We start from the raw sequence: 19,710 nt of genomic DNA on the forward strand, positions 1-19,710 counted from the left end.
TTTTCTTGGCTGCGTATCAGGCGGTGGCGGAAGCGGTTGCCGCGTGGGCTGCGTTTGCCACAGCAGTTGCGACGTCGGCGGCAACATGCGGATCGAAGACGCTGGGGATAATGTAGCTGGCATTGAGCTCGTCGTCAGCTACCCGGTTGGCAATTGCCTCGGCAGCGGCCACCAGCATCTCGGGTGTTATGTCGGATGCGCCGGCATCCAGGAGCCCGCGGAAGAAGCCCGGGAACGCCAGCACATTGTTGATCTGGTTGGGGAAGTCGCTGCGGCCGGTGGCCACCACCGCCGCGTGCTTGGACGCGATGGACGGATCGATTTCCGGCGTCGGGTTGGCCATGGCAAACACAATCGCTTTCTCTGCCATGGAGGCGACCTGCTCCTCGCCGATCACATTCGGGGCACTGACGCCGATGAACACGTCCGCGCCCTTGAGCGCCTCGTGCAGCGTTCCGGAGAAACCCTCTTCATTGGTGTTCGCGGCGATCCAGCTGCGGTGTTCGTCGTCGTACTTTTCGCCGGAGTGGATGGCTCCGGAGCGGCCGGCGGCCACGATGTGCCGTGCGCCCTGGGCCTTAAGCAGCTGGATGATGGCGGATCCTGCCGCGCCCACGCCGGACACCACGATGCGGACCTCGGAGAGCTTCTTGTCCACCACCCGGAGAGCGTTCGCCAATGCCGCGAGGGTAACGATCGCCGTGCCGTGCTGGTCATCGTGGAACACCGGGATGTCGAGTTCCGCACGGAGCCGGTTCTCGATTTCGAAGCAGCGCGGGGCCGCAATGTCCTCAAGGTTCACGCCGCCGTAGACGGGGGCCAGCGCCTTGACGATCATGATGATTTCCTCGGTGTCCTGCGTGTCCAGGCAGACCGGCCAGGCATCGACGTTGGCGAACTGCTTGAACAGGGCAGCCTTGCCCTCCATGACGGGAAGCGCGGCTGCGGGGCCGATGTTGCCCAGGCCCAGGACGGCCGAGCCGTCGGTGACCACGGCGATGGTGTTCCGCTTGACGGTCAGGTTCCGGGCGGCTGCCGGGTCCTCGGCGATGGCCAAACAGACACGGGCGACGCCGGGAGTGTAGGCGCGGGAGAGATCGTCGCGGTTCCGCAGGGCTACTTTGGGGACGACCTCGAGCTTGCCGCCAAGGTGCATCAGGAAGGTGCGGTCCGAAACGTGCTGGACCTTGACGCCGTCGAGCGCATTGAGGGCGTCCTTGACGCGGTCGGCATGGGCGTCGTCGGTGGTGTTGCAGGTGACGTCCACAACCAGGGTCTCGTGGTGGGACTCGGTGACGTCCAGCGCGGTGATTGCCGCACCGGCAGCTCCCACGGCAGCGGCAAGCTCGCTGGTGGCGGAGAAGCTGGACGGTGCCTCCACGCGCAAGGTGATTGAATTTCCGGGGCTCGGGTTCGCCATTGAATGTCCTCCTGGTAGGGCCCATGCATGGGCCGGCTGTTGGTGCCAAATGTTTTCGTATTATGGATATTATTATCTACTTTGTGGAAACACAACCCCCTGGGGTTCGTCGACGTGGCGGCCGGCCGTGCTGTATGTTGGGATTTCAAAGCAGTTCTTTTCACGATGTGGATAAGAGTTGTCGGAATCCGAGCAGCAGGAGACTTGCGAAATGGCTGAAAAAGCCCCCGGAGGCGTGCAGTCCGTTGAGCGCGTCTTTGAACTTCTGGAACTGATCACTGACGCCGGCGGCGACGTCACGCTCAGTGAGCTTTCCTCATCCACAGATCTGCCGCTTCCCACCATCCACCGGCTCCTGCGGACCCTGGTCACGCTGGGCTACATCCGCCAGCTGCCCAACCGCCGCTACGCACTGGGCCCCCGGCTGATCCGGCTTGGCGAAGGCGCCAACAAGCAGCTCGGCGCCCTGGCCCGGCCGCAGCTCAAGTCACTGGTGGACCGGCTGGGCGAAACCTCCAACATGGCCGTGCTCGATTCGGACATGGTCATCTACGTGGCGCAGGTCCCGTCCCTGCACTCCATGCGCATGTTCACCGAGGTGGGCCGCCGCGCCCATACGCACGACACCGGCGTCGGCAAGGCCATCCTGGCCCAGCTGGACGACGACGTGGTCCGCGGAATCGTCGGCCGCAGCGGGATGCCTACTCCCACGCCCAAGAGCATCGGCGACATCGATTCCCTCCTCCTGGACCTGAAGCTGATCCGCGAACGCGGCTACTCCATCGATGAGGAGGAGCAGGAGCTCGGCGTGCGCTGCTTCGCCATGGCGGTTCCCAACGCGCCCACCCCCTCGGCCATCTCCGTCTCCGGGCCGGTGTCCCGCGTGGACCAGTCCTTTGCCGAGCGGGCCGTGCCGCTGCTGCGTGCCGCGGCCAAGGCGATCTCGGAGGAGCTCAACCAGATCTGAGCCCGCTGTACTGGCAGCGCGAACGGGCACTTGGGGCCCCGAAATCCGCGGATTCCGGTCCCCAAGTGCCCGTTCGGCCTCGTCGGCAGGCGGCGTTTGCCCGGTTTAGTGCCCAGCTGGCTTGCTGGCGGGCTGCACGGGGACCTCCTTGCCGTCGCAGTCGATCAGCTTGCCGTCTTCGTAGCGGTCGCCGTCGGCCAGGCAGGCAATATCCTCCTCGCGGATCACACGCCCCGTGCCGGCCACGAACACCGACTGGTTGTCCGTGTTGCCCGCCCTGAAGTGGTTGAAGAGCACGTTCAGCACGATCGCCATGAGGGCGGCCGAGCTGATGCCCGAGTGGAAGATGGTGGAGAACCAGGCCGGGAACTGGTTGTAGAACGCCGGGGCGGCAATCGGAATCATGCCGAAGCCGATGGACGCGGCCACGATGATCAGGTTCATGTTGTTGCGGTATTCCACCTTGGACAGCGTCCGGATGCCGCTGGCGGCCACCGTTCCAAAGAGTACGACGCCGGCGCCGCCCAGGACGGGTGTCGGCACCGCCGCGACAACGCGGCCAAGCACGGGCAGCAGGCCCAGGACCACCAGGATGAGCCCGCCGGCGCTGACCACGAAGCGGCTCTTGATCCCGGTGATGGCCACCAGCCCGACGTTCTGGGCGAAGGCGCTCTGCGTGAAGGAGTTGAAGATGGGGGAGATCGCGCTGGAGAGCATGTCCGCGCGGAGGCCGTCGCCGATGCGGCGGGAGTCCACCTTGGTGTCGACGATCTCGCCGACAGCGATGATGTCAGCGGAGGTCTCGGTAAGGGTGACCAGGATGACGATCAGCATGGAGATGATCGAGGCAATCTCAAAGGTGGGCATGCCGAACGCGAAAGGAGTGGGGAAGGCGAGGATGTCTCCCTGGCCCACTTTGGAGAAGTCCGCCATGCCGGTGACGAAGGCGATGGCGGTGCCAGCCACCATGGCGAGCAGGATGGACAGGCGCGAGATTGCGGCGTTGCCGACCTTGCTGAGCAGCAGAACCACCACAAACGTGGCTGCGGCCAGGCCGATGTTGGCCATGCTCCCGTAGTTGGGCGCCTTCGCGTTGCCGCCCATGGCCCAGTTGGCCGCGACGGGCATGAGGGTCAGGCCGATGGTGGTGATGACCGTTCCGGTGACCACCGGAGGGAAGAACTTGATGATCCTGGAGAAGAGCGGCGTGATGGCCAGCCCGATCAGCGATGCCACCATGACGGATCCGAAGACCGCCTGGATGCCTCCGCCGCCGTTGACGATCGCCACCATGGTGGAGACGCCGGCGAACGAGACGCCCTGGACCAGCGGGAGCTGCGATCCGAAGAACGGGATGCCGATGGTCTGCAGGATCGTGGCGAGGCCGCCGACGAACAGGCACGCGGCGATCAGCAGGCCGATGTCCTGGGACGTCATTCCTGCGGCGGCCCCGATGATGAGCGGCGGGGCGATGATGCCGCCGTACATGGTCAGGACGTGCTGGAACCCGTAGGCGAACGTGCTTCCGATCGGGAGGCGCTTGTCCTCGGGGCGGGCTTCCGACATGCGGGATTTCTTCTTAGTGTTCATGGCAGACTTTCTTGGTTCATGGCAGACGCCTTCGTCTGGCTAACAATGTCTGGCTAACAATTTGGGGCTTTTGGGTACGTTGAGAGTGCCCCGGAGTTGCTGCACCTGTCGGCGCGGCAACTCCGGGGTGTTGCGATGTTTACTTATTCGAGGATGCGGCGGCCTAGCAGAAACCGGCGATGCCGCTCCAGGCGATGTCCGCCGGGGTGGCGTCATCACGCTGGACGGTGGCCTCGATCAGGCCATAGGGGCGGTCCGCAGCGAAGAAGACCTCATTGGGGTTGTCGAGGCCGAACGGCGAGAGGTCCACCAGGAAATGGTGCTTGTTGGGCATGGAGAACTTGATTTCGTCGATCTCGCTGTGTGCCTCGAGGACCTTGGTCCCCATGTCGAACAGGGTCTGCTGCAGGGCGTGGGAGTAGTTCTCCGTGAAGCCTTCGAGCAGGAGGCTCCTGACGTCGTCGTAGCTCTTGTTGAAGTCCAGCGAGCTGAAGTCAGTGCCGGCGTTGAAGCGCCAGCGCGCCGTGACGTCGGTGGCCAGGATGCGGTCCGTGGTCTCCGGGAGGGTGGTGTACTTGTCCTTCGGGTAGCCCACGAAGCCGGACTGGGTGGACTTCAGGACAGTAAGGTCGGTCAGCCCGGAGATGACGTGGGTGGCCGCGCCGTCCCGGACCACCACCGCGGTGCGGACTTCCTGGCCGTTGCGGACGAACGAGTGATTGTGCGCGCTGCCGTGGGCCTGGATGCGGTCCCAGCTATAGGACTCGGCTTCCCAGCGGCCGCCGGTCACCCAGTCAAAGCTGGACGTGAAGTGCTCGCCGAGACGCAGCAGGAAGGCTTCGGGAGACCCGATTCCTTCCCGGGCGAAGGCGTAGACGGTGTTCTTCTGGGTGTCCGTGGCCACCACGTGGGCGTTGTCGCCTTCGAGGTGGGCGGCGGCGAAATCCCCCCGCAGCTGCGAGGTGACGTTCAGGTCTTCGATCTCGTGGCGCTCCGTGTCGCGGGTGATCTTGACGACGCGGACCTCTGCTTTGCCGTACTGGTTAGTACCGAGGACGATCTTGTTGCTCATGACGGGTTCCCAACTTCCGGTATGTGGAATCAAATTCCCACATAGAAATTTCGTACGCGTTTCGCGTGCGTTTCTTGTGCCGTCGACCCAACAAAAAATGAGCCGACGTCGATTGACGCCAGCTCATTACGACCCTGCCTGCTGCTCCCAGGTTACGTGACCTGCGCCACGAGTTGGGTTAAAGCGTAGCGCGGGAAACCCATGGTGTACATCACTTTTCTGAAAAATCCGATTGTGAGCAGCGCGGAACCTGTGGGCGGCGCCCACCCCTGAACCAGCCCTTGACGGCGCCAGCGCAGGCGATCTAAGATTTCCATAGAACAATATTTATTTTCCGCATAGCGAAAATATTCACAGCGAGAATATGCACAGCGAAAATTTTGAAGTACCCACGAAAGTCCAGATGAGGAGGATCAGATGACCCCGCAGGAGCAGGAACATGTCACGCCGGCCCGAGCCGCGGCACCGGCCGCAGCCCGAGCCGCAGCACCAGCCCAGGAGTTCTATCTCCCCACGGGTGGCGGGACGGACCCGGACTTCTTCATCCCGGCCGACCGCGGGCATGGCCCCGGTCCGTTCTCGCGCTGGGTGCACCGCCTCCCGATTGTGGGCCGGCTGCGTTCCTAGGGCCCACCCGTTCCTGGACCGATCCTGGAGCAACGCGGGGTCACTTTGAGCCCATCCCGATGCCGGGGATGGGCCCGAAGTGACCCCGCGTTGCTTTTGGTTAACCGGAGACCAGTTTCCGTGCCACGGTCGAGTGTTCCGCGATCAGCCCGGCGATGTCGAGGCCCGGGATCCGGCCGTCCACGACGCGCCACGCCCCGCCGACCATGACCCGGTCGGCGCGGTCGGCCGCGCACAGGAGCAGTGCAGCAACGGGATCGTGGCTTCCGGAGAACCGCAGGTCATCGAGCCTGAACAGGGCCAGATCCGCCTGCATCCCCGGTGCCAGCTGGCCAAGATCGGGTCGGCCCAGCACGGCAGCCGAGCCGCGTGTGGCCCAGCCCAGCGCCCGCTCCACCGGGACCTGCGCCCCGTAGCGCAGCCGCTGCAGGTACAGCGCCTGCCGTGCCTCGAGGATCATGTTGGAGGCATCGTTCGACGCCGATCCGTCCACTCCCAGCCCCACCGGCACGCCTGCATCCTCCAGTTCCAGGATCCGCGCGGTGCCGGATGCCAGCCGCATGTTTGAGGTGGGGCAATGTGCGACGGCGGTGCCGGCGGCTCCCAGCCGGGCGATCTCGTCGTCGCTGAAGTGAATGCCGTGGCCCAGCCAGGTCCGGTCCGTCAGCCAGCCGACGCTTTCCAGATAGTCCACGGTGCGCAGCCCGAACATTTCCCGGCAGAAATCTTCCTCGTCCAGGGTCTCGGCGAGGTGGGTGTGCAGCCTGACGTCCAGGCGCCCTCCCATCAAAGCGCTCTCGGCCATGATCTCCCTGGTCACGGAAAACGGCGAGCACGGGGCCAGGGCAATCTGGATCGTGGCCCCCTCGCCGCGCTCGTGATACGCGCCGATCAGCCTCTCGCTGTCCGCCAGGATCACCTCGGGCGCCTGCACTGTGGACTGCGGCGGCAGGCCGCCGTCGTCCTCTCGCAGCGTCATGGAACCGCGGGTGAGGGTTGCCCGCATTCCCAGCCTGCGGACCGCCTCCACCTCGATGTCGATGGCATCTTCCATGCCGCCCGGGAAGAGGTAGTGGTGGTCGGCGGCGGTGGTGCACCCGGACAACAGAAGTTCGGCCAGGGCCACCGTGGCGGCCAGCTCAAGGCCGCGCGGCGTGAGCCTGGCCCACACGGGGTACAGGTTCTGCAGCCAGGGGAAGAGCGGCGCGTTGGCCACCGGCCCCCAGGCCCGGGTGAGCGTCTGGTAAAAGTGGTGGTGGGTGTTGATCAGGCCGGGGAGCAGGACGTGATTTCCGGCGTCGAACGTCTCCTCGCAGGGTGCGGAAGGCTGCTGTCCGGCGGCCAGGACCTCCGCTATTTTGCCGCCGCTGACCACGATGCCGCCCGAGGCGTCGAGGCCATTCGCGGTGAATGCCGCCTGTGGATTCTTGATCCACAGCCGGGTCGCGGAGGGATGGGGATGAGTGGGGGCCATGGCTGGTTCCTTGTCTGATGGTTCCGGGTCCGCTCGTTCCGGTGAGTCCCGGCGCGTCCCGGTGGTGAAGGTTCCAGCTCAGTGAGGCCCTGTCTGCTGATCCAGGTTGGCCGGCACTGCGAACAGCGGCGGCCCGGGATCAGCGTAAGGTAGCCGGCAAATGCCCGTCAACGCCCCCGGAACATGAAATCAGATTTCACACTGCGGAATTAAAGTTCCAAAAACTATGGCGCACACCACATCCCGGTGCTAGTCTCGATCTTGCCAAAGGCGGGCACCCGGACTCCGGGGAAGCTATCTACCAGGCGCAACTTAACCTTCAAAAGCACATGCTGAAGCCTGGTAACCGTCGCATCTGGTCCTTTCCGTCCCACCTCGGTATACCGGCTTCCAAGCAAAGGGAGTCGCATCATGAGCAGCACCGTCACGGCCGAACAGTTTCTGGCCAGATCCATCCAGTTGGCCACGGCCAACGTCCTGAACAGCGGCGGGCCGTTCGGCGCCGTCGTCGTCACCGCGGGCGGTCAAGCGTTCGACGGCGTCAACCGCGTCACCGCCACGAACGATCCCACGGCCCACGCCGAGGTCACGGCCATCCGGCGGGCCTGCACCGAACTCGGCACGTTTGACCTGCGCGGATCCACCCTCTACAGCAGCTGCGAGCCGTGCCCCATGTGCCTTGCCTCGGCGCTCTGGGCCCGCATTGACCGCGTGGTGTTCGCCGCGGACCGGCACGACGCCGCGTCGGTGGGCTTCGACGACGCCGTCTTCTACGAGTACTTCGAGAACGAGAACCGGGATGTCCTGATGCCGGTGTCCAAGCTGGACCTGGGCGATCCCCAGGCCCCCGCAGTGCTGGAGCCGTTCAACACCTGGAACACGCTCGACTCCAGGATTGACTACTAGGGCCGGTGGCTGACATGACAATCCTCGACCAGTCCCACGAAGGGCCGCAACCGGCAACGGCGCCGGCCCCCAACGCCGCACCGCACGCCAAGCGACAGGGCCGCAACACCCGGCCGCCGGCGTCGAACGCTTTCCTGGACCGCTTCTTCCAGATCACCGAGCGTGGTTCAACACTTGCCCGCGAATTCCGCGGCGGCCTGGTCACGTTCTTCACCATGGCCTACATTGTGATCCTGAATCCGCTGATCCTGGGCGGCTTCAGCGCGGACAACGCCCCCACCGATGTGGCCGGCGGCTGGCTGTCGGCCGCGCAGGTCGGCGCGGTCACCGGACTCACCGCCGGTGTGATGACCATCCTTTTCGGGCTGGTGGCCAATCTGCCGTTCGGCCTGGCAGCGGGGCTGGGCATCAACTCCTTCCTCGCGGTCTCAGTGATCCACGAGGTCACGTGGCCCGAGGCCATGGGCCTGGTGGTCGTCAACGGCATCCTGATCGTCCTGTTCGGCATCACCGGAGCCCGGACCGCGATTTTCCGGGCCGTCCCCAAGGAACTCAAGGCTGCCATCACCGTGGGCATCGGCCTGTTCATCGCATTCATCGGCTTCGTGGATTCCGGCTTCGTCCGTGCCACCAAGGCCGGCCCGCCGGTGCAGCTCGGCAATGACGGCTCCATTACGTCGATCCCGACCCTCGTCTTTGTAGTGGGCCTGCTGGCCATGGGCATCCTCGTGGCACGCAAGGTCCAGGGCGGCCTGCTGATCGGCATCGTAGCCACCACCGTGCTGGCAGCTGTCGTGGAGGCCATCCTGCACATCGGTCCTTCGAGCGCCACCAATCCCGGCGGCTGGCACCTGAACACTCCCGTGCTGTCGGGCCAGCTGGTCTCCGCACCGGATCTGGGCCTCGTGGGTCAGTTCGACATGTTCGGCGCCTTCGGCCGGATCGGCGGGCTCGCGGCAACCATGCTGGTCTTCACACTGGTGTTCACGAACTTCTTCGACGCCATGGGCACCATGACCGGCCTCGCCAAGAGCGCCGGTGTGGCGCACAAGGACGGCACCTTCCCGCGGCTGAAATCCGCCTTCATCGTTGAGGGCTTCGGTGCAATTGCCGGCGGAGCCACCTCGGGATCCTCGAACACCGTATATATCGATTCCGCGGCGGGCATCGGCGAAGGCGCCCGGACCGGGCTGGCCTCCGTGGTCACCGGTGTCCTGTTCCTTGGCTCCATGTTTCTTACCCCGCTCACCGGCGTGGTTCCGCTGGAAGTGGCCGCCGCCGCCCTGGTGGTGGTGGGCGCCATGATGATGGCACAGATCCGCGAGATCAAGTTCACCAAGTTCGCGGTGGCCCTGCCGGCATTCCTGACGATCGTCACGATGCCGCTGAGCTACTCGATCGCCAACGGCATCGGCGTCGGCTGTGTCTCCTGGGCCATCATCGGGGCAGCGTCCGGCAAGGCCAGGAAGATCCATCCGCTGATGTGGGTGGTGAGCGCGGGATTCCTGGTGTACTTCGCGCGCGGACCGATCAGCCTGCTGCTGGGCGGCTAGCATCCGGACTTGCGCTGCGCTTTCGGGCTGCCGCACCGGGGATCCCGGGCGCGAAAATCCGGAAGCGCAGCGCACTTCTGAGCAACCCCGCCGGGGCGATGCTTTCCCCGCCCACTGATAGGAACGAGAATATGGATACGATCGCCGCACCGGAAAAGGGAGTGCCGCCATGCTGGACCTGATGCCTTCACTGAACGAATGGCGCCCCGCGGTTTCCGGGCAGCAGTGCGCCGTGGCCACCATCGTTTCGGCGAGCGGGTCCGTGCCGCGGCCGCCGGGCACGTCCATGGTGGTCTCCGATTCCGGCGAGGTGCTGGGCAGCCTGTCCGGCGGCTGTGTTGAAGGCGCCGTGGTGGGGGCGGCGCTGGAAGCCATGCGCGACGGCGGTTCGCGCCTGGAAACTTTCGGGTACAGCGCCGAGGACGCATTCGCCGCCGGACTCACCTGCGGGGGAGAGCTTGAAGTGCACATCCAGCCACTCGGATCCCGCTCCGGCGCCCTGCAGCTGGAGGCGCTCCGGGGCTTCCCGGCCGGCGCTGACGGGGCGTTGGCGCTGATCCGGAGGGTGGATGCGGACGGCGGAGGCGGCATCGTGGTTCCGGATCCGGCCGCCTTTTCCGCGGCGCACTCCGCCGAACTCGCGGCGCTGCTGGGACTGCACGTGCGCCACGACGCTTCCGCAATGCTGGCTGCAGCGGCCCAGCTCGAACCCCTCCTGCGGGGAGGGCACACGGGCCTGGTGCGGCTGGCGCCTGCGGATGGTTGCGCCGGCCGGGTATTCGGCATGGGTGTGCCGGATGCCGTGGCCCCGGTAGCCACCCTGCCGCACGCCGAGCCCGTCACCCTGCTCGTGGAAAGCCGTCTGCCGCCGGCGCGCATGCTGGTATTCGGCGCCAACGACTTCGGCGCCGCGTTGCTTCCCGCCGCGAAGCTGCTGGGCTACCGCGTGACCCTGTGCGATGCCCGGCCGGCCTTCGCGGCGCAGCAGCGGTTCAGTGTTGCAGACGAAGTGGTCACCGACTGGCCTCACTGCTACCTGGCCGCAGAAGCTGCGGCCGGCCGGGTGGACGGCAGATCCGTGGTTTGCGTCCTCACCCACGACCCCAAGTTCGACGTCCCCTTGCTCCGGACCGCCCTCGGCCTGGAGCTGGCATACGTGGGGGCCATGGGATCCCGGCGGAGCCACCGCCAACGGGTCGACTCCCTGCTCGAGGCGGGGGTTGTGCCGGAGCGGCTGGCACGGCTGCATTCGCCGATCGGCCTTGATCTCGGAGCCGTCACCCCCGCCGAAGTCGCCGTCTCCATCACGGCCGAGCTGATAGCCGCCCGCAACCAGAGGGCCGGTGGAACACCTGCCGCCGGCTGCGCTCCGCTGAAAGACGGGAGCGGCCCCATCCACCGCTCCGCAGGACGCAGCACCGCTGCCAAGCACAAAGAAGCCGGGCACAAAGAGGCCGGGCACGAAGAAGCCAAGCACAAAGAAGCCGGGCACTCAGAAACAGCACACCAGGAGATCGCATGGACATGAACACCATTGAGGCCGTTGTCCCCACCGCGGACCCGGCCGAATGGCGCGACGGCGATGCCTGGCTCGCCGGCGGCACGGTCCTGTTCTCCTACGGCAGCTACGCGTTCGGCCAGCAACCGCTGAAGCGCCTGCTGGACCTGGGCTCCACCGGATGGCCCGCGGTCACGGTCACCGGGGAGGGCATTGAGCTCGCGGCAACGTGCACCGTCGCGGAACTGTATGCACTCCCGGATGATCCGGCCCTGGGCGGGCACGCCGGATCCTGGCCCGCCCTTGCCCTCATCCGCCCCTGCTGCGATTCCTTCGTGGCCTCCTTCAAGGTCTGGAACATGTCCACCGTCGGCGGCAACCTGTGCACCTCGCTGCCCGCCGGACCCATGATTTCACTGTGCGCCGCCCTGGACGGTCAGGCCACCGTCCTGGGCCCGGGCGGCGCCAGCCGCACTATTCCGGTGACGGAGTTCGTGACGGGGGACGGGCGGAACGCCCTGGCTCCCGGCGAGCTGCTGCGCAGCGTGCACCTCCCGGCGTCGGCCCTCGCCTCGCGGGCGGCGTTCCGCCGGCTCTCCCTCAGCAACCTGGGACGGTCCGGGGTGCTGCTGATCGGGACGCTCGACGCCGGCGGGAACCTGGCGCTCACCGTCACCGCAGCGACCAAGCGGCCGATCCAGCTGCGGTTCGACGCGCAACCGGACGCCGCCGCATTGGCTGCTGCCCTCGACACCGCCATCCCGGCGGCGCTGTATCACGACGACATCCACGGGCTCCCTGCCTGGCGGCGGGACATGACGTACCGGCTGGCCGAAGAAATCCGCGTCGAACTTTCAGCCCCGGCCGGCGGCACGCCTCTGCACGTTTCCGGCGACTTCTGGCCTCCGCGGGCATCAGTCCCCCAGGCTCTGAACGCGTCTGTGGATCCGACCCTGAATGCATCCCCGAAGGAAAGGGCCTGAGCATGGCCGTCGAAATCAACGGCGCCCCGGCCCAGGCCGAACCCCGCCCGGGCCAATGCCTGCGCACGTTCCTGCGGGAGCAGGGCAACTTCGGCGTCAAGAAGGGCTGCGACGGCGGCGACTGCGGGGCGTGCACCGTCCACGTGGACGGCACCCCCGTGCACAGCTGCATCTATCCGGCCGTCCGGGCGGAAGGCCATGCCGTCACCACCGTGGAGGGACTGTCCGCCACAGCCGGAACCGGCGGCGCGCTCCACCCGGTGCAGCAGCAGTTCCTGGACCGGCAGGGCTTCCAGTGCGGTTTCTGCACTGCCGGAATGCTCATGACCGCCGCCACCTTTGACGCGGCGCAGAAGGAGAACCTGCCCCGCAGCCTCAAAGGCAACCTGTGCCGCTGCACGGGATACCGCGCCATCGAGGACGCGGTGTGCGGGCACGCCGCGCACAGCGAATCCAGCCGCCCTGCCCCGGCCGGCCCGGGTGCCGGAACCGCCGGCGAAGAGCAGCCCCATCCGGAGCCCCGGAGCGGGCAGCTCGGAGACGACGTCCCCGCACCGGCCGGCCGGGCGATTGTCACAGGCCAGGCGCGCTACACCCTGGATGTTCCGGCGGACGAGTTCCCGGGCCTGCTGCACCTGTTGCTCCTGCGCTCCCCGCACGCCCACGCCCGGGTGGTCTCCATCGACGCAACGGCCGCCCTGCAGATTCCCGGAGTGGAAGCCGTCTTCACCCACGAGGATGCCCCGGCCCAGCTGTTCTCCACGGCCCAGCACGAGCTCTACACGGACGACCCGGACGATACCCGGGTGCTGGATAACGTGGTGCGGTTCATCGGGCAGCGGGTTGCCGCCGTCGTCGCCCAATCCGTGAGCGCAGCGGAAGCCGGCGTCCGCGCGCTGGCCGTTGAGTACGAGGTGCTGGACGCCGTCTTCACGCCGGAGGAGGCCCTGCGGCCCGGGGCCCCGGCCATTCACGGGGACAAGGATGCGGCAACGGCGCGCATCGGCCGGCCGGAGCGGAACGTCGTGGTGGAGCTGCATTCCGAGCTGGGGGACGTGGCCGCCGGCTTTGCCGGGTCGGATTTCGTCCACGAGCGGACGTACCGCACGCAGCGCGTGCAGCATGTGGCGCTGGAGACGCACGCCTCCATCGCGTCGATCGACGACGACGGCCGGCTGCAGGTCCGTACCTCCAGCCAGGTGCCGTTCCTGGTCCGCCGGACGCTGTGCAGGGTTTTTGGGCTGCCTGAGAACCAGGTCCACGTGGTGGCCGGCAGGGTGGGCGGCGGCTTCGGCGGCAAACAGGAGGTGCTCACAGAGGACATCGTGGCGCTCGCCGCGCTGAAACTGCGCCGTCCCGTGCAGCTGGAGTTCACCCGGACCGAACAGTTCACGGCGGCCACCACGCGGCACCCGTTCACCATCCGGCTCAAGGCGGGCGCCAGCCGGGACGGCCGGCTCACCGCCCTGCAGCTGGACGTGCTGACCAACACCGGCGCCTACGGCAACCACGCCGTGGGAGTGATGTTCCACGGCTGCGGCGAATCCTTGGGTGTGTATAAATGCGCCAACAAAAAGGTGGACGCCCAGGCCGTTTACACCAACACGGTGCCGTCCGGGGCCTTCCGTGGCTACGGACTGAGCCAGATGATCTTTGCCGTCGAGTCAGCCATCGATGAGCTGGCGGCCGGAATCGGCCTGGACCCGCTCGAGTTCCGGCGCCGCAACATGGTCCGCGAAGGCGATGACATGCTGTCCACGCATCCGGAACCCGAGGAGGACGTGCACTACGGCAGCTACGGGCTGGACCAGTGCCTGCGGCTCGTCGCGGACGCCCTGGACCGGGGCCGCGAACGTTACCGCGCGGCAGGTCTGGACGACCTTGGCCCGGACTGGGTCACCGGGGAGGGCTCGGCGCTGTCCATGATCGACACCGTCCCGCCGCGAGGTCATTTCGCCCATTCGAAGCTCCGGCTCCTGCCGGACGGCACGTATGCGGCCGACGTCGGGACCGCCGAATTCGGCAACGGCACCACCACGGTGCACGCCCAGCTCGCGGCGACGGCCCTGGCCACAACGGCCGGCCGCATCAGTGTCCGGCAGTCGGACACGGATCTGGTCGAGCACGATACCGGGGCCTTCGGCTCCGCCGGTACCGTGGTGGCCGGCAAGGCGACACTCGCTGCCGCCGAGGAACTTGCGGTGCGGATCCGGGCGTTCGCCGCCGGCGTCCGCCAGATCCAGGTATCCGGCTGCACGCTGGACGGCGACGCGGTCCTCTGCGAGGGAACCAGGGTGCCGCTGGCGGAGATTTACGACGCCGCCGCCCGCGCCGGCGTCGAACTCGCCGCCGAAGGGCGCTGGGGCGGGACACCGCGTTCCGTGGCGTTCAACGTCCACGGGTTCAGGGTTGCCGTCAACACCGGGACGGGCGAGCTGCGGATCCTGCAGAGCGTGCAGGCGGCCGACGCCGGTGTGGTGGTCAATCCGCGGCAGTGCCGCGGCCAGATCGAAGGCGGGATCGCGCAGGCGCTCGGCGCCGCGCTGTACGAGGAAGTCAGGGTGGACGACGGCGGCAAGGTCACCACCGACATCCTCCGGCAGTACCACATCCCGTCTTTCGCGGACGTCCCGCGCAGCGAGGTGTACTTTGCCGAAACGAGCGATTTCCTGGGGCCGCTGGGTGCCAAGTCCATGAGCGAGAGCCCGTTCAACCCGGTGGCGCCCGCGCTCGCGAATGCCATCCGCAACGCCACCGGCGTGCGGTTCGCCGAGTTGCCGATCGCCCGGGACAAGATCTACCTGGGGCTGAAGGAAGCCGGGCTTGTGCCGCCCCTCCACGGCAACGTGGGGTCACTTAGCGCCCATAAGGTCGTTGCGGATGGGCCGTAGGTGACCCCGCGATGTTTAGCCGGCTGGATACCACACCCGGTGTTTGTCAACGCGGGCGAAGGACGTCAGCGTGTGGGGTTTGACGGACTTTTCGGCGATGATATCCAGCACCGCGATATTCCGGGCCAGGAGGGCGTCCCCGATCAGCGAGCGGTGGCAGCGCCAGGGGACGGCTTCCGCACACATGATCACCGCATCGTTGTTCCGTCCGCGTTGCACCAGCTGGTCCACCGCAGCGGCAAATTCTTCGGTCTGCATGTAGTCAGCAAATCCCTTGAAGGAAGCATTCCGCCACGCACTGTTGGGGCTGTCCTTTTGGGCGTGCCGCAGGCCGCCGAGCGATTCCATCCGCCGGTACGTGATTCCACGGGCGCGGAGGCTCGCAGCCAGCGAGTCACCGTTGTACTGCGGATTGTGCCGCGATTTCGGGATGGTGCGCACATCGATGAGTTTCTTGATGCCCTGTGCCTCCAGCATGGCGATGAATTCGTTGATCGGATGCGTGGAGTGGCCAATCGTGAAGATGGTCAGGTCCGTCATGCCCCCATGCTAAGGCGGCTGTGAGCCTGCCCGGATATCCTGTTTGCCTTGAACGCTGCGAAGGGAAGGGCGCCTTTGAATGAGCGGATCATCCGTCAAGTCCTTCATTGACAGGCTCGCTTCCGTGGATACGGGTCCGGGGTGCCAGAACTTCTTCGACTACGCCGTCCCTGCGAATTCCCAGCGGCGGCAAAACCTGGAGATCTTCCTGGGGGAAATGCGGGACCGGGACCCCAGGGTGCTGCTGGTGGGGGAAGCCCCCGGCTTCCGGGGCATGAAGATCACCGGAGTTCCGTTTACCAACCGCACCATTCTGGAGGGGCCGGCAAATGCGTTCGGCCTGTTCGGGCCGGGAAAAGGCTATGCAGTGCCCGCGGACGCCGCGGGCATAGCGTCGGAGCCCACAGCCACCGTGATGTGGCAGGTGCTGCAGGAGCTCGATTTCCTGCCGCTGCTGTGGAGTGCCTACCCACTGCACTCGCACATTCCGGGCAAGCCCCTGTCCAACCGCACGCCGACGCCCGCGGAGGCCGCCGTGGGCGCTCCCTTTTGGCAGGCCTTGCTTGAGTTGTTCGCCATCGAGTCCGTGGTGGCGGTGGGCAACGTGGCGCATCGGAGCATCCTGCGGAGCGGTCGGAACGTACCGAAGGTGCGGCACCCGGCCCACGGAGGGAAGGCCAGGTTCCAGCTGGGCCTGCAAGGGCTGCTGGCCGACGGCACCATCGGGTAGTCAGCATCGGGCAGTCACCATCGGGCAGTCAGCCCAGGAGGTGCAGCTGGCCCGGGGTGTCGAGGTCCTCGCCCCCGGACTGGTCGCTGCAGTCCACCAGATCGATCAGCTCCGGGTGGGCCTGCAGAAAAAGCCGGGCACCGGCGTCGCCCGTTGCTGACGCTGCCGCACCCGGACGCAGGGCGGCATCGAGCAGCAGCGGATGTCCCCGCCTGGGTTTCCCGTCCGTGCCGCGGTAGGCGGCTGCCGTGACCCGGCCCGGACGGTGGGTGGCCAGGAGCCGGGCCACTGTGGCCGGTGTGAGGCCGGGCTGGTCCACGAGGGCCACCAGCACGTCGTCGTCGGGAGCGGCCGCCGCAACCCCCAGCCGGAACGAGCCGCCCATCCCGGTGTCCCAGTCCGGGCTTTCGATGACCCGGTGTCGGCTGAGGTCGGTGGCGGCGCGGACCCTGGCGGCGTCCGCGCCCAGCACAACCACCACCTCGCGGCAGCCGCCGGCGAGCAGCACGTCAGCCAGCACTTCGACGAGCGTGCGGCCGCGGAACCGGAGCAGCGCCTTGGGCCCGAGCCCCAGCCGCGTCCCGGCTCCGGCGGCCAGCAGCACCGCCGTCGTGCCTGGTGCGCCACTGTCGCTCATCTGCCCACCCTAACGCGCCGGTCAGGCCTCGCCTCCCGCTCCGCCGGTGGTTCCGGCGTTCACGTCCAGGAGCTTGTAGCGGTCCATCGCGTAGGAGGGCACACCGGCGTCGACCTCGCCGCGGGCCGCGAGCATCTGCAGGGAACGGACCACAACCGAGTGGATGTCGTTCTTGAAGAAGCGGCGCGCGGCGGCCCGGGTGTCCGAGAAGCCGAAGCCGTCCGCACCGAGCGAGGCGAACTCGTTCGGGAGGAACTGGCGGATCTGGTCCGGGACGGCCTTCATGTAGTCGGTGACCGCCACGATGGGTCCGGTGGCGCCGGCGAGCTGCCGGGTGACGAACGGGACGCGCGCGGGCTGGCCCGGGTTGAGGAAGGCTTCCTCCTCGGCGGCCATTCCGTCGCGGCGCAGTTCGGTCCAGCTCGTCACGGACCAGACGTCGGCTGAGACGCCCCAGTCCTCGGCGAGGACCTTCTGGGCTTCGAGGGCCCAGGGGACGGACACGCCCGAGGCGAGGATCTGCGTCTTGGGCCCTTCAATCTCCGAAGCCGACACCCGGTAGATGCCCTTCAGGACCCCGTTGACGTCCAGGTTCTCAGGTTCGGCCGGCTGGAAGATCGGCTCGTTGTAGACCGTGAGGTAGTACATCAGGTTCCGGTCGGTGCTTGTTCCGGCGGCGGCTGTTCCGGCGGCGGAGGCCGGCCCGTACATCCGCTCCAGTCCGTCGCGGATGATGTGGCCTATTTCGTACCCAAACGCCGGGTCGTAGGTGACGACGGCCGGGTTGGTGGCGGCGAGGATGGGGGAATGCCCGTCCGCGTGCTGCAGGCCTTCCCCGGTCAGCGTGGTCCGGCCCGCGGTGGCGCCGATGATGAAGCCGCGGGTCATCTGGTCCGCGGCGGCCCAGAAGGAGTCGCCGGTGCGCTGGAAACCGAACATCGAGTAGAAGACGTAGACCGGGACCAGCGGTTCGCCGTGGGTGGCGTAGGACGTTCCCGCGGCGGTGAAGGCCGCCACCGCCCCGGCCTCGTTGATGCCCGGGTGGATCAGTTGGCCCTGGGCCGATTCTTTATAGGCAAGGACCAGGTCCCGGTCCACGGACAGGTAGCCCTGGCCGTCCGGGTTGTAGATCTTCGCCGAGGGGAAGAACGCGTCCATGCCGAACGTGCGGGATTCATCCGGAACGATCGGGACAATCCGGTGCCCGAACTTCTTATCCCGGAGCAGATCCTTGAGCAGCCGGACGAACGTCATGGTGGTCGCGGCCTGCTGCTTCCCGGAACCGCGCTTGGCAACCTCATAGGTCTTGGGGTCAGGCAGCTCCACCGGCGCGTGGTCCGGCCGGCGTTCGGGGACGAAGCCGCCGAGTTCGCGGCGGCGTTCCATCAGGTATTTGATTTCCGGGGAGTCCATGCCGGGGTGGTAGTACGGCGGCCGGTAGAGGTCCGCTTCGAGCTGGTCGTCCGTGACCGGGATGCGCAGGTGGTCACGGAACGCCTTCAGGTCCGCCAGGGTGAGCTTCTTCATCTGGTGGGTGGCGTTGCGGCCCTCGAAGTGGGTGCCCAGGCCGTAGCCCTTGACCGTGTGCGCGAGGATGACGGTGGGTTTGCCCTTGAACTCGGTGGCGGCCTTGTACGCGGCGTAGACCTTGTTGTAGTCGTGGCCGCCGCGCTTGAGGTTCCAGATCTGGTCGTCGGTCAGGTCCTGGACCATTTCCTTGGTCTGCGGGGTCTGGCCGAAGAAGTGCTCGCGGACGAACGCGCCGGACTCGGCCTTGTACGTCTGGTAGTCCCCGTCGACGGTCTCGTTCATGATCTTCACGAGCGAGCCGTCCCCGTCCTTGTCCAGGAGCGCGTCCCACTCCCGGCCCCAGACGACCTTGATGACATTCCAGCCGGCGCCGCGGAAGAAGGCCTCGAGTTCCTGCATGATCTTGCCGTTGCCCCGGACCGGCCCGTCCAGGCGCTGGAGGTTGCAGTTGATCACGAAGTTGAGGTTGTCCAGCTTGTCGTTCGCGGCGAGCTGGAGCAGGCCGCGGGATTCGGGCTCGTCCATTTCGCCGTCGCCCAGGAACGCCCAGACCTGCTGGTCCGAGGTGTCCTTGATGCCGCGGTTCTGCAGGTACCGGTTGGACTGCGCCTGATAGATCGCGTTCATCGGCCCGATCCCCATCGACACGGTGGGGAACTCCCAGAACTCCGGCATGAGCCGCGGGTGCGGGTAGGAGGACAGGGCGTGGCCTTCCTTGGACTTCTCCTGCCGGAAGCCGTCCAGGTCCTCCTCGCTCAACCGGCCTTCCATGAAGGCCCGGGCGTACATGCCGGGGGAGGCGTGGCCCTGGAAGAAGACCTGGTCCCCGCCGCCGGGGTGGTCCTTGCCGCGGAAGAAGTGGTTGAAGCCGACCTCGTACAGGGTCGCCGCGCCCGCGTAGGTGGAGATGTGCCCGCCGACGCCGATATCGGCCCGCTGCGCCCGGTGCACCATGACCGCGGCGTTCCACCGCAGCCAGGCCCGGTACTTCCGCTCGATCTCCTCGTCACCGGGGAACGGCGCTTCCTGGTCCACCGGGATCGTGTTGACGTAGTCCGTGGTGGTCACCATCGGCACCCCCACGGACTGCGCCCCGGCCCGCTGGAGCAGGCTGCGCATGATGTACTGGGCACGTTCCGTGCCCTGATCCTGAATCAGGTCATCCAGGGACTCCAGCCACTCGGCGGTCTCTTCCGGATCACGATCAGGCAGCTGGTTTGTCAACCCGCTGAGGATATGGGAGGTTTCTTCTCCTGCAGCCACGTTTGGCCTCTCTTCGTCTTTGAACATCG

Annotated in this window: 16 protein-coding genes; 8 read left to right on the top strand and 8 right to left on the bottom strand. The window is 66.9% G+C overall.

Going from position 1 to position 19,710, the window contains the following annotated elements; all coding sequences use genetic code 11:
• Positions 1-16: 16 nt before the first annotated feature.
• Positions 17-1,420 carry an NAD-dependent malic enzyme gene (locus ACQCSZ_RS23190; protein ID WP_427005932.1) on the bottom strand — a complete coding sequence of 468 codons (1,404 nt, stop codon included), beginning with the start codon at positions 1,418-1,420 and terminating at the stop codon, positions 17-19.
• 211 nt (positions 1,421-1,631) lie between these two features.
• Between ACQCSZ_RS23190 and ACQCSZ_RS23195 the strand changes: the two genes are divergently transcribed.
• A complete protein-coding gene (locus ACQCSZ_RS23195; protein ID WP_427005933.1) occupies positions 1,632-2,387 on the top strand; it encodes an IclR family transcriptional regulator in 756 nt (251 codons plus the stop codon).
• Positions 2,388-2,492: 105 nt separating this feature from the next.
• Here ACQCSZ_RS23195 and ACQCSZ_RS23200 read toward each other — a convergent pair whose 3' ends face one another.
• The 3 genes from ACQCSZ_RS23200 to ACQCSZ_RS23210 form a co-directional block, all read right to left on the bottom strand.
• Positions 2,493-3,977 carry a nucleobase:cation symporter-2 family protein gene (locus ACQCSZ_RS23200; RefSeq protein WP_427005934.1) on the bottom strand — a complete coding sequence of 495 codons (1,485 nt, stop codon included), beginning with the start codon at positions 3,975-3,977 and terminating at the stop codon, positions 2,493-2,495.
• Between the two features lie 163 nt (positions 3,978-4,140).
• Positions 4,141-5,049 carry a factor-independent urate hydroxylase gene (pucL, locus tag ACQCSZ_RS23205; protein ID WP_427005935.1) on the bottom strand — a complete coding sequence of 303 codons (909 nt, stop codon included), beginning with the start codon at positions 5,047-5,049 and terminating at the stop codon, positions 4,141-4,143.
• A 152-nt stretch (positions 5,050-5,201) separates the two neighbouring features.
• Positions 5,202-5,366, bottom strand: a complete 165-nt coding sequence (locus ACQCSZ_RS23210) for a hypothetical protein (protein ID WP_427005936.1) — start codon at positions 5,364-5,366, stop codon at positions 5,202-5,204.
• A gap of 100 nt (positions 5,367-5,466) precedes the next feature.
• Here ACQCSZ_RS23210 and ACQCSZ_RS23215 point away from each other — a divergent pair, with 100 nt between their 5' ends.
• The gene (locus ACQCSZ_RS23215) at positions 5,467-5,676 is read left to right on the top strand and encodes a hypothetical protein (RefSeq protein WP_427005937.1); all 210 of its coding nucleotides are present in this window, start codon (positions 5,467-5,469) and stop codon (positions 5,674-5,676) included.
• A gap of 100 nt (positions 5,677-5,776) precedes the next feature.
• On the opposite strand, the gene ACQCSZ_RS23220 is transcribed toward ACQCSZ_RS23215, so the two are convergent.
• Positions 5,777-7,150: an 8-oxoguanine deaminase gene (locus tag ACQCSZ_RS23220; protein WP_427005938.1), complete on the bottom strand. Its 1,374-nt coding sequence runs from the start codon at positions 7,148-7,150 to the stop codon at positions 5,777-5,779.
• A gap of 411 nt (positions 7,151-7,561) precedes the next feature.
• On the opposite strand from ACQCSZ_RS23220, the gene ACQCSZ_RS23225 reads away from it, so the two are divergent.
• The 5 genes from ACQCSZ_RS23225 (at position 7,562) to ACQCSZ_RS23245 (ending at position 14,981) form a co-directional block, all read left to right on the top strand.
• Positions 7,562-8,056 (top strand): nucleoside deaminase, encoded by a 495-nt coding sequence (locus tag ACQCSZ_RS23225; protein ID WP_427005939.1) that lies wholly within the window; start codon positions 7,562-7,564, stop codon positions 8,054-8,056.
• Positions 8,057-8,070: 14 nt separating this feature from the next.
• Positions 8,071-9,609 carry an NCS2 family permease gene (locus ACQCSZ_RS23230; RefSeq protein ID WP_427008434.1) on the top strand — a complete coding sequence of 513 codons (1,539 nt, stop codon included), beginning with the start codon at positions 8,071-8,073 and terminating at the stop codon, positions 9,607-9,609.
• A gap of 169 nt (positions 9,610-9,778) precedes the next feature.
• On the top strand, positions 9,779-11,137 hold the full coding sequence (locus tag ACQCSZ_RS23235) for an XdhC family protein (protein WP_427005940.1): 1,359 nt from the start codon (positions 9,779-9,781) through the stop codon (positions 11,135-11,137).
• On the top strand, positions 11,128-12,090 hold the full coding sequence (locus tag ACQCSZ_RS23240; RefSeq protein ID WP_427005941.1) for an FAD binding domain-containing protein: 963 nt from the start codon (positions 11,128-11,130) through the stop codon (positions 12,088-12,090). Before ACQCSZ_RS23235 ends, ACQCSZ_RS23240 begins: the two co-directional genes overlap by 10 nt.
• A 2-nt stretch (positions 12,091-12,092) precedes the next feature.
• Entirely contained in the window at positions 12,093-14,981 is a 2,889-nt protein-coding gene (locus ACQCSZ_RS23245) for a molybdopterin-dependent oxidoreductase (protein WP_427005942.1), read from the top strand.
• 15 nt (positions 14,982-14,996) lie between these two features.
• Here ACQCSZ_RS23245 and ACQCSZ_RS23250 read toward each other — a convergent pair whose 3' ends face one another.
• Positions 14,997-15,521 carry a DUF488 family protein gene (locus ACQCSZ_RS23250; protein WP_427005943.1) on the bottom strand — a complete coding sequence of 175 codons (525 nt, stop codon included), beginning with the start codon at positions 15,519-15,521 and terminating at the stop codon, positions 14,997-14,999.
• Between the two features lie 79 nt (positions 15,522-15,600).
• Between ACQCSZ_RS23250 and ACQCSZ_RS23255 the strand changes: the two genes are divergently transcribed.
• Positions 15,601-16,251: a uracil-DNA glycosylase gene (locus ACQCSZ_RS23255; protein ID WP_427005944.1), complete on the top strand. Its 651-nt coding sequence runs from the start codon at positions 15,601-15,603 to the stop codon at positions 16,249-16,251.
• Between the two features lie 28 nt (positions 16,252-16,279).
• Here the strand turns inward: ACQCSZ_RS23255 and nboR are convergent, their stop codons facing one another.
• Entirely contained in the window at positions 16,280-16,888 is a 609-nt protein-coding gene (gene nboR / locus ACQCSZ_RS23260; protein ID WP_427005945.1) for a nicotine blue oxidoreductase, read from the bottom strand.
• 21 nt (positions 16,889-16,909) lie between these two features.
• Positions 16,910-19,708, bottom strand: a complete 2,799-nt coding sequence (gene aceE, locus ACQCSZ_RS23265; RefSeq protein WP_427005946.1) for a pyruvate dehydrogenase (acetyl-transferring), homodimeric type — start codon at positions 19,706-19,708, stop codon at positions 16,910-16,912.
• Between the last annotated feature and the right edge of the window lie 2 nt (positions 19,709-19,710).

The organism is Pseudarthrobacter sp. H2 (assembly GCF_050157045.1).
Classification (GTDB): Bacteria; Actinomycetota; Actinomycetes; order Actinomycetales; family Micrococcaceae; genus Arthrobacter.

What these genes read in the sequence shown, in the direction of transcription:
- ACQCSZ_RS23190 (WP_427005932.1), bottom strand. Translation starts at nt 1,420, where the DNA reads ATGGCGAACCCGAGCCCCGGAAATTCAATCACCTTGCGCGTGGAGGCA.
- ACQCSZ_RS23255 (WP_427005944.1), top strand. Translation starts at nt 15,601, where the DNA reads ATGAGCGGATCATCCGTCAAGTCCTTCATTGACAGGCTCGCTTCCGTG.
- nboR (WP_427005945.1), bottom strand. Translation starts at nt 16,888, where the DNA reads ATGAGCGACAGTGGCGCACCAGGCACGACGGCGGTGCTGCTGGCCGCC.
- ACQCSZ_RS23225 (WP_427005939.1), top strand. Translation starts at nt 7,562, where the DNA reads ATGAGCAGCACCGTCACGGCCGAACAGTTTCTGGCCAGATCCATCCAG.
- ACQCSZ_RS23215 (WP_427005937.1), top strand. Translation starts at nt 5,467, where the DNA reads ATGACCCCGCAGGAGCAGGAACATGTCACGCCGGCCCGAGCCGCGGCA.
- ACQCSZ_RS23245 (WP_427005942.1), top strand. Translation starts at nt 12,093, where the DNA reads ATGGCCGTCGAAATCAACGGCGCCCCGGCCCAGGCCGAACCCCGCCCG.
- ACQCSZ_RS23210 (WP_427005936.1), bottom strand. Translation starts at nt 5,366, where the DNA reads ATGGAAATCTTAGATCGCCTGCGCTGGCGCCGTCAAGGGCTGGTTCAG.
- ACQCSZ_RS23230 (WP_427008434.1), top strand. Translation starts at nt 8,071, where the DNA reads ATGACAATCCTCGACCAGTCCCACGAAGGGCCGCAACCGGCAACGGCG.
- ACQCSZ_RS23235 (WP_427005940.1), top strand. Translation starts at nt 9,779, where the DNA reads ATGCTGGACCTGATGCCTTCACTGAACGAATGGCGCCCCGCGGTTTCC.
- ACQCSZ_RS23240 (WP_427005941.1), top strand. Translation starts at nt 11,128, where the DNA reads ATGGACATGAACACCATTGAGGCCGTTGTCCCCACCGCGGACCCGGCC.
- pucL (WP_427005935.1), bottom strand. Translation starts at nt 5,049, where the DNA reads ATGAGCAACAAGATCGTCCTCGGTACTAACCAGTACGGCAAAGCAGAG.
- ACQCSZ_RS23220 (WP_427005938.1), bottom strand. Translation starts at nt 7,150, where the DNA reads ATGGCCCCCACTCATCCCCATCCCTCCGCGACCCGGCTGTGGATCAAG.
- ACQCSZ_RS23200 (WP_427005934.1), bottom strand. Translation starts at nt 3,977, where the DNA reads ATGAACACTAAGAAGAAATCCCGCATGTCGGAAGCCCGCCCCGAGGAC.
- aceE (WP_427005946.1), bottom strand. Translation starts at nt 19,708, where the DNA reads ATGTTCAAAGACGAAGAGAGGCCAAACGTGGCTGCAGGAGAAGAAACC.
- ACQCSZ_RS23250 (WP_427005943.1), bottom strand. Translation starts at nt 15,521, where the DNA reads ATGACGGACCTGACCATCTTCACGATTGGCCACTCCACGCATCCGATC.
- ACQCSZ_RS23195 (WP_427005933.1), top strand. Translation starts at nt 1,632, where the DNA reads ATGGCTGAAAAAGCCCCCGGAGGCGTGCAGTCCGTTGAGCGCGTCTTT.